This is a genomic window from Nostoc sp. MG11, from assembly GCF_014904695.1.
Lineage (GTDB): Bacteria > Cyanobacteriota > Cyanobacteriia > Cyanobacteriales > Nostocaceae > Komarekiella.
In genome coordinates this window covers 1-7,287 of the sequence record NZ_JACXXN010000100.1, presented here as the reverse complement: position 1 = coordinate 7,287, position 7,287 = coordinate 1, and the positions used below count along the sequence as shown (strand labels likewise).

Sequence of the window (7,287 nt, the reverse complement as noted above, 5' to 3'; positions counted from 1 at the left end):
CAAGTTAATTTTATTGCAGACATCTTCGGAGTTGTTGCATAAATAATCTTAGTTCTAGAGAATTTTATCACTTCAAACCTTTTTTGCAACACAACCGTTTTTCCTGTCTGCTCCCAACGTGGCAAGAAAAGCTTGATGGTTCAAGGCTTGTTGTCGCGTGTGCCATAATAAAAGTCTATGCATACGATCTTTTTTGTGCGACCGCTTTACAGTTATCAAAGCTGGCAAGCGATCGCTTTTGTTTTCCGAATCAGCGACTACCTCAAAAAGTAGTTCTAACTGGTGTATTACCAAAGAACCGTAATCCTGATGTTTCTTGAGTCATGATCTTGATTTAGGTAGCACATTCATAGCGTGTTGGCGCAGCCTCATACCAATTCGCAATTCGCAATGACGCTCGTTCCTCGCTACCGCTGCGAAGATCGCAATTCGCAATTAAGAAACTTGGATTTAGCAAGCCTTTCGCGGTTTGCATTTGTATCATATTTTTTGTGAAATGCTATCAGTAACCAGGGTTACTGTTATTAGGTTTGGTGATCTATCCTGCCTTTAGTAATTTATGATGGCAAGGGATGATTGTATTATTTGCTACCATCCAAAGGGTTGCGCTGCCGTTTCTTCTATCCAGTGGAACATTGTCTAGACTGTTAGTTGCTTTATATTAGCTTTATAGTCAGATACTATACCAAGCCTTATCTTGCTTTGGAGATGAGGCTTTTACTTCTGTTTAGAACGAACTGCTCCAAGAATTAACTAGTTTGTCTCAAGAAGTATTTGAGCAGTTGTTCAATTTGTTTATTAGGCAGTTAAAGTATAATTTGTAACCTCGCAATAGGTTAAATCGCCATTTCTTCTGCCCAAGGAAGCATTAGCTAGACTGTTATGTGCTATCCTCTAGCTTGATAGTAGATATTTAACTTATTAGCCTCGTTTCACCTTGATGACGAGGTTTTTGTTTTTGAAGCGGAATAAACCGCTTTGTAAATCATCTCATTTGATTTCGAGTGAATAGTTGAATGCGTGAAATGTCGTTGCATACATGATGCAAATGAGTATTATTTGAGATGCTCATTTGATATTCTTCAAGAACTTAAGTACTCACGACACTTATTGATTTGGGCATTCAGTGATTGCAATTAGATTATAATCAATGCAATCACCTTTGTTTTTACGGCATTCTTAATACTCACTCGGCAGCATCAGTACTTTCTGTGCCAGATACAGCGAAATTTCCGGCAGCGGAAAATTTGTGTAATCTATCTCTTGCCGCAGTACTTCCTTGTCCGTATCTTCTTCGCAAATCAAGATACCTGACTCGTTCTCCACCACCAACCGCCACACCTGAAATTCTCGCAGTCGGGGATTAGACTGAAGCTGGTATTGATAAGAACCGATAGCATCCAACAGCCAGTAACATTGCACTGAATCAGCTAAATGCTTAACTCCCTCTGTGTAGCGGAGGATACCTAACCAATGTCTATGAACGACTTCCGAGCCTGTGAACTGCTCTAAGTCTGCAATCAATTCCTCGGCGGTTTTTGCAGTAGTATTTGTCATGGTTGGAATTCCTGTTTGTAACTTTCACTGTCACATTGGCGGAGCATCAGGTAGTTTCTGTAGTTGACTACTCGCACTTCAAGAAATCATCGACCATCTCTTGCGCTTCTTCATCCGTCATTTCTTCATTTGTCGAGGGAGCGACAAATCCATATCTCGTAGTTAGAGCATCTGAGTCGATATCTGCATCAAGAATGCGTCCCAGTTCAGAGACAACAAATTTGCCTGTTTCTTGGTTGTAGCTGAGTTTCATAATTTCACCTGTTTGGTTGATAGAAACAGCGCTTTTGCCGGAACAAAAGCGCTCACCGATTTCTTGCGTCCGAACGATTACGCCGCTACTAACTCCCGACTTTCTGGCTCTGGCTGATATTCCACTAGCCTCGGCCATTCTTCAACCGTTAGCGTCTCGAATGGTTGGTCTAACAAGTCTTCACAGCAGGTTAATTTAACCATCGACAACGACCACACCGCATCAAGAGCAGAGTCACACGGGACTTTTTGTTGATGTTCTGACGAAGCCCGAATAACCCACCATCTGCCTTGGGTACAGCCTACTTGACCAAGCTTTTTATCATGTTGGTATATACCATCGTCGAGTAGGTCAAAATTGTACTTCTCGCATTCCTGGGCAATCTGTACCATGATTTCGTTGCCCGTTGTAGCGGCTGGGGCTTCTTGTTCTTGTACAGGCAATGTTCCACGGTTGTAATGCCATGTGATGTAGCTGTGGCATCTTTTGAAAGTGTCGTGGCGGAATACTTCTACATCGTTAATGATTACTACCCAACGTTGGGTTATAAAGTCAGAATGGTCATAACCAATTCGGGCGATGAGCTTTGAAGCAGCAAAGATTTCATGGTCGTAGAAGCTGATTTCGACTACTGTCAATTCTTCAACTGGTTTGACGCAAGGGGTTACAGTTGTTGCGGTTTGTGGCATAATTAGATTCTCCGTAATAAGAATAAAGGCGATCGCTGCACCGTGGAAAGTCTGCGATCGCCTTTTAATTTGCACGAAAGAAATGTGTTGTGCTTGCACAACACTCTCAATCTAGATTTGGCGAAGCCTCATATTTAATGCTCCTAGCCTGTGACTGGAGCTACCAAGCAGGAGACACAGCGTGTCAGGCGACGGACAGCTTCAACAGTTTCAAAAGCCAACCGTCGTCCTGCTGGTATCTTTTATTGAGAACCTTCCTTGACCCTTACCTCGCTTCAGCAGCTTTGGCTATCCACTGCATCCGTTACTTCAAGGTCGCTGGTTTTTGGTTCCATTTTCAAGGTTCAGATTACTGAAGCGCCTCTATATTTAGCTGGGAGGCTGGTGCTTGTTTCCTCCACATCTCCATTATCACTTACGCGGTTAGTGGTTGTTAACCAATTAAAGTTATTTTTCTAGGATTTTTCACCAACTGAACTTGTAAAAAATCTTCGACAGATATTTCAAGAGCCTTACATATTCCTTCCAGCTTTTCCCAGGAAACACTGGGTTTAAGTCCCTTTCGTTCTTCTACTGTGTATTCTCCACGCTCCAAATGCTGTATTGACTGGTACGAACATCCAGCCCGTTTAGCTAACGAAGCCATCGACTCTTCCCCTCTAAGTAGCTTTAATCGCTCTCCCATCTCTTTAGTCCACCAGACGCTAGCGATAAGAGTTTTTGACATAATTAATAATTCTTCTTCTGTATGATCTTTTTCATTATCGCCACTTGACTTATCAGCCATCATAGAATAACTTAGTTAGTGATTAATAGTAATACCTTTCACTAACTTAGTTTGAAGCGCCGAAAAAGTAAAAGCGTTGGCGCAGCCATCGTCTGCCTTAGGATGCCCGTTCGCGTAGCGTTTCCTTCAGAAGAAGGGCTGTAGGGCGATCGCCTGCTCCGATGCAATGCGATTAATTCAATCTAGCTAATTGGAAAACACAACTTATCGCCGTCGGGACAAGCAGCCGATATCGTTAAACCTTAGAGGGAGTGGTGAAGCCTGGAGTGTAGCCGTGAGACAATTTACTCTCCCTTTTTTTGGTTTAAAGTGGAAACAAGCATTGTGCTTGGATTTTCACATAATTGCCTGCTGCCGATTTACAAAGGAAAGACCCATGAGTGACACAGCAATCGAAGATATTTACAGACGGCTCAATGCCCTAACTGAAGATGTGACTAGCCTGAAAATCCAAGCGGGAACTATTGGTTCAACTCAGGTAGCTGTAGCCCAAAATCTCAACCTGCTGATTGCCTTAGCTGGCGAATTACGTGAATTTAAAGCCACTACTAATAATGACTTGACTCTGCTAAAAACTGATGTTGGTCAGCTAAAAACTGATGTTAGCGAGTTAAAAACTAACGTCAATGAAATCCTGCGTATCTTGCGCGACCGCAATGGCGGCAGTGGCTTATAAGCCGTAATCTAATACTGAATCCAAAGGCGATAAGCCTGACGGCATGGCTCCGCTTACCGCATACTAAGGAGCAGCGATCACCTTTGACTTTGGGCAACAAAGCCCACCAACGCTTTTACGCCACTAACTCTATGAGCAAGTACAACTCATCAGTTGTTAGTTGGTCGAACGGTTTGTACAGCAAGTCGTTGGAGGACTCCGGCAACAGTTGCATCACCGACAGCAACCACAGCCCAGACGATGCGCCCTCACACGGGACTTTTTGCTGATGCTGTGAAGAAGCTCCGATGACCGAACAATTCGCAATTCGCAGTTCGCAATTCGCAATTGCGGACGTAATTGTAAATTGATTCATTCAGGGATACAAGCCCCTCAATTCATTGAGAAAAAAAAATCCGTAGTATCAATACTCAAGCCCCCGCCTTAAGGCGGGGGGTAATAATTGCGAATTGCGAATTGCGAATTGCGAATTAGTGTGACCCACCATTGTCCATCGGTGCAGCCCACTTCGCCTAGTCTTTGGTCGTTTTGGTGAACGCCATCGCCCAGTAGCTCAAAGCCAACCTGTTCGCACTCAGCCGCAACTTGTGCCATTACTTCATTGTCAGTAATGGTGACAGGGATTGCCTGTTCCTGCACGGGTAGTGAACCCTGCTTGTAGTGCGAAGTGATGTAGCTGTAGCACAACTTCCAAGTATTCGCGCTGTGGACTACCTCGCCGTTGACTATCGCTAGCCAGCGTTGGATGAGGTTCCCTACGGGGTCGTACTTGATTCGAGCTATGAGCTTGTCACCAGCGTGGACTTTGTGGTCAAACAGATTCGTTTTGACAACCGAGAGTGTTGCTTGTTCTGTAAGTGCTTGGGAAACCATTTTGACTCCTGGAGGCGATCGCCTTTGTGTTGGTGTGCAAAGGGCGTTGTGTTCCCACAACGCTCTCAAAAGCATTTGGCGAAGCCTTATAGGGTCGCTCATCATCGGTGACGATGAGCATTACCAGGCAGGAGACAGATGAACAGGGTATAGGGGGTAGGGTGTTGGGTACTCCCTTGTTTCCCCACACCCGACATCCTGTTTTTGGTCAGGCGACGTGTACAGCTTCAAAGCCAACCATCGTCCTGCTTGGTAATTTTTATTAAGTGCCAAATCCATTTCCCGACTGTGTACCCCTCGCCTTCTCTGGTGATGCCAGTGCTTCAGTTACTTCTCAAGCGGTCACTTTGGATTCAACTGTCAAGGTTCAGTAATTCTGGTTTGCAACTCTTTTGCGTTTAGGTGCAGGCGGTTCGCTTTCCTTGGCTTTAATATAAGCATAGACTAATGCCTGTGCATTTGTTAAGAAAAAGTAAAGAATAAGTCTATGCAAAAGCTAGAATGCTTATACTGCTAATGTTTCAAGTATCTAGGCAAAGTCTAGACAAGAACTTAAGATTGGATATAGTGTTAAAGAAAGATTATTTAAGAGGTAAAGATGCCAAAGTTTTTAGCTGAGGGTGAGAGCCAAATGAATTTTCGTATTTCTGCTGAGAAGAAAGAGGCGTTTAAAAAATATGCAGAAGAACATAACACTTCAGCCAGTAAGCTGATATTAGAGTTTATTGATAGTTGTTTGGGAATTGTACCTACCAAAGAACAAACTGACTTGACAGAAGTAAGAGAAAGATTATCTAGATTGGAAAATTTAGTTATGGGGGAATCGGCCGCCTGAGAGAGGAAAACGAAACTCTCAGGCAATGGCGTGATCGTGTTTTATCCTTAAATCCTGAAAAAGAACCGTAACCCCGTCATGGGGTTTTTTAATGCCTTTACTTTTGTAATATTATATGTAAAGCCAAGCCTTGACTAATGCTAGACAAAAAGTGTAGGCTATAGATAAGAGATTAAAGATAATTACTAGCTAAAGTCTAGAACCTTTAGCAATGTTTGACCTATTGATATTTAAGTCCTTCAGCAGGGCTTGAGCCGTTTCCCTCGGACAACTGAAACCCCTTAATAAAACAGTCATTTACCTCACTGGAGCAGAGAATATGTCACAGATCGAAATCGTCCAGGTAATTGAGCAGATTAAAGAAGAGATTCAGGTAGACGCTTCAGGCAAAGGCAAAGCCAGCATTAGAGCAACAGCAAGGCTGGCAGATGTGCAAGATTCTTCCATTCGTCGAGCATTTGAGGGTGCGGCACTAGAACCATCTTTATTAGCCCAAAGCCTTATACAGCAAGAATTTGATAGTGCGGCACTACAATCTTGGAGTCAAGAAGGTATTCCAGACCTTGCAGTTGCCACTATCCTTGAATATTACGCTTATGACGCTGGAAGATACTGCAAAAAGCAAGCAAGATTGGTATGCAAGGCATTTATCGCCATTGGTATCCGAGCATGGATGCAAACAATTAAGGGGTGGGACAAGCCAGCACAACCGCAGGACTGCTCAAAGATATTGTCTCCTTCTCACGAAGCTGCCCAGTTAGCCCTACTGGTGGGCGAATTCGCAGGGCTAGAAAAATCCCTCACCGCGCAATTAGCAGTCAATGCCGCTACGTCTGTTAACCCAGCCCTCAAGCCTGCTGCTGATGAACTCAAGAGTGCGATCGCTTGCACTGACCCCTCCGATGATGCTTATCTCAACCCGACGCAGATAGGGGAAGCGATAGGGAAAAGTGCGATCGCTGTTAACAAGTGGCTGGTTAACGCTGGACTGCAATATCGCACTGATGATCGTAAGCTGCCATATCGTCCGACAGAAGCAGGTAAGCAGTGGGGGCGCATGGTGTCAGCCGTTGCACGGGGGTCAAACCAGACAGTGTTTCAACTACGGTGGCTTCCTGGCGTGGCCGAGTTATTTCAGAGCTAAATGAAAGCGACCACCAGACTTTAAGCTGCGTGATCGCTATTGCTAAACCAAAACAGATGCACCCCAGTTATAAACAACATCATATTAGCAGGTTACTTCAATTTTATAGTAGTCCTTTTGACATCATTCATTGCCTTTGTGCCAGTCAAAATTAAAAGTGATGCCTGCCATCAAGCAAAGCAAACGCTTAACTACAAATGCAAAAACTAACATCTACCTTGTCAGTTTTTCGCCCTCAAACTCAATCAGTATTAACTGAGCCGTAGTAATATGACAGACCGAGAAGTACTTCAACAGTTTTACTCTTCAATCTTATGGGCTGACGAATGCCGTGAAGTAACCGAGGGAGAACGTACTTTAGTTGTAACTCCGTGTGCAATAGACCTCTTGCAAAAGTCAGTTAAACAGATTCGGTTTTGGGCAGACGAAGTTCATAGTTGTACAAACCAGCTATTAGATTAAACCTTAAGCCA

Annotated in this window: 11 protein-coding genes; 5 read left to right on the top strand and 6 right to left on the bottom strand. The window is 43.8% G+C overall.

Going from position 1 to position 7,287, the window contains the following annotated elements:
• Positions 1–334 precede the first annotated feature (334 nt).
• From HCR01_RS36365 to HCR01_RS36350, 4 genes are all read right to left on the bottom strand, one after another.
• Positions 335–475, bottom strand: coding sequence for a hypothetical protein (locus HCR01_RS36365; protein WP_193200759.1), 141 nt, complete (start codon positions 473–475; stop codon positions 335–337).
• A gap of 704 nt (positions 476–1,179) precedes the next feature.
• A complete protein-coding gene (locus tag HCR01_RS36360) occupies positions 1,180–1,557 on the bottom strand; it encodes a DUF6876 family protein (protein ID WP_193200758.1) in 378 nt (125 codons plus the stop codon).
• Positions 1,558–1,624: 67 nt separating this feature from the next.
• Positions 1,625–1,810 (bottom strand): hypothetical protein, encoded by a 186-nt coding sequence (locus HCR01_RS36355; protein ID WP_193200757.1) that lies wholly within the window; start codon positions 1,808–1,810, stop codon positions 1,625–1,627.
• Between the two features lie 77 nt (positions 1,811–1,887).
• On the bottom strand, positions 1,888–2,598 hold the full coding sequence (locus tag HCR01_RS36350; RefSeq protein ID WP_193200756.1) for a hypothetical protein: 711 nt from the start codon (positions 2,596–2,598) through the stop codon (positions 1,888–1,890).
• Here HCR01_RS36350 and HCR01_RS36345 point away from each other — a divergent pair.
• Entirely contained in the window at positions 2,589–2,855 is a 267-nt protein-coding gene (locus HCR01_RS36345; RefSeq protein WP_193200755.1) for a hypothetical protein, read from the top strand. The two genes, HCR01_RS36350 and HCR01_RS36345, sit on opposite strands and share 10 nt — an antisense overlap.
• Positions 2,856–2,932: 77 nt before the next feature.
• On the opposite strand, the gene HCR01_RS36340 is transcribed toward HCR01_RS36345, so the two are convergent.
• Positions 2,933–3,289, bottom strand: coding sequence for a helix-turn-helix transcriptional regulator (locus HCR01_RS36340; RefSeq protein ID WP_193200754.1), 357 nt, complete (start codon positions 3,287–3,289; stop codon positions 2,933–2,935).
• 373 nt (positions 3,290–3,662) lie between these two features.
• On the opposite strand from HCR01_RS36340, the gene HCR01_RS36335 reads away from it, so the two are divergent.
• Positions 3,663–3,962, top strand: a complete 300-nt coding sequence (locus tag HCR01_RS36335) for a hypothetical protein (RefSeq protein WP_193200753.1) — start codon at positions 3,663–3,665, stop codon at positions 3,960–3,962.
• 423 nt (positions 3,963–4,385) lie between these two features.
• Here HCR01_RS36335 and HCR01_RS36330 read toward each other — a convergent pair whose 3' ends face one another.
• Positions 4,386–4,910: a hypothetical protein gene (locus HCR01_RS36330; RefSeq protein ID WP_193200752.1), complete on the bottom strand. Its 525-nt coding sequence runs from the start codon at positions 4,908–4,910 to the stop codon at positions 4,386–4,388.
• Between the two features lie 556 nt (positions 4,911–5,466).
• Here HCR01_RS36330 and HCR01_RS36325 point away from each other — a divergent pair.
• From HCR01_RS36325 to HCR01_RS36315, 3 genes are all read left to right on the top strand, one after another.
• Complete coding sequence (locus HCR01_RS36325) at positions 5,467–5,670, top strand: hypothetical protein (protein WP_193200751.1); 204 nt, start codon at positions 5,467–5,469, stop codon at positions 5,668–5,670.
• Between the two features lie 319 nt (positions 5,671–5,989).
• A complete protein-coding gene (locus tag HCR01_RS36320) occupies positions 5,990–6,814 on the top strand; it encodes a KilA-N domain-containing protein (RefSeq protein WP_193200750.1) in 825 nt (274 codons plus the stop codon).
• 270 nt (positions 6,815–7,084) lie between these two features.
• A complete protein-coding gene (locus HCR01_RS36315) occupies positions 7,085–7,276 on the top strand; it encodes a hypothetical protein (RefSeq protein WP_193200749.1) in 192 nt (63 codons plus the stop codon).
• Positions 7,277–7,287 lie beyond the last annotated feature (11 nt).

What these genes read in the sequence shown, in the direction of transcription:
- HCR01_RS36365 (WP_193200759.1), bottom strand. Translation starts at nt 475, where the DNA reads ATGCAAACCGCGAAAGGCTTGCTAAATCCAAGTTTCTTAATTGCGAAT.
- HCR01_RS36360 (WP_193200758.1), bottom strand. Translation starts at nt 1,557, where the DNA reads ATGACAAATACTACTGCAAAAACCGCCGAGGAATTGATTGCAGACTTA.
- HCR01_RS36355 (WP_193200757.1), bottom strand. Translation starts at nt 1,810, where the DNA reads ATGAAACTCAGCTACAACCAAGAAACAGGCAAATTTGTTGTCTCTGAA.
- HCR01_RS36340 (WP_193200754.1), bottom strand. Translation starts at nt 3,289, where the DNA reads ATGATGGCTGATAAGTCAAGTGGCGATAATGAAAAAGATCATACAGAA.
- HCR01_RS36335 (WP_193200753.1), top strand. Translation starts at nt 3,663, where the DNA reads ATGAGTGACACAGCAATCGAAGATATTTACAGACGGCTCAATGCCCTA.
- HCR01_RS36330 (WP_193200752.1), bottom strand. Translation starts at nt 4,910, where the DNA reads ATGCTTTTGAGAGCGTTGTGGGAACACAACGCCCTTTGCACACCAACA.
- HCR01_RS36325 (WP_193200751.1), top strand. Translation starts at nt 5,467, where the DNA reads ATGAATTTTCGTATTTCTGCTGAGAAGAAAGAGGCGTTTAAAAAATAT.
- HCR01_RS36320 (WP_193200750.1), top strand. Translation starts at nt 5,990, where the DNA reads ATGTCACAGATCGAAATCGTCCAGGTAATTGAGCAGATTAAAGAAGAG.
- HCR01_RS36315 (WP_193200749.1), top strand. Translation starts at nt 7,085, where the DNA reads ATGACAGACCGAGAAGTACTTCAACAGTTTTACTCTTCAATCTTATGG.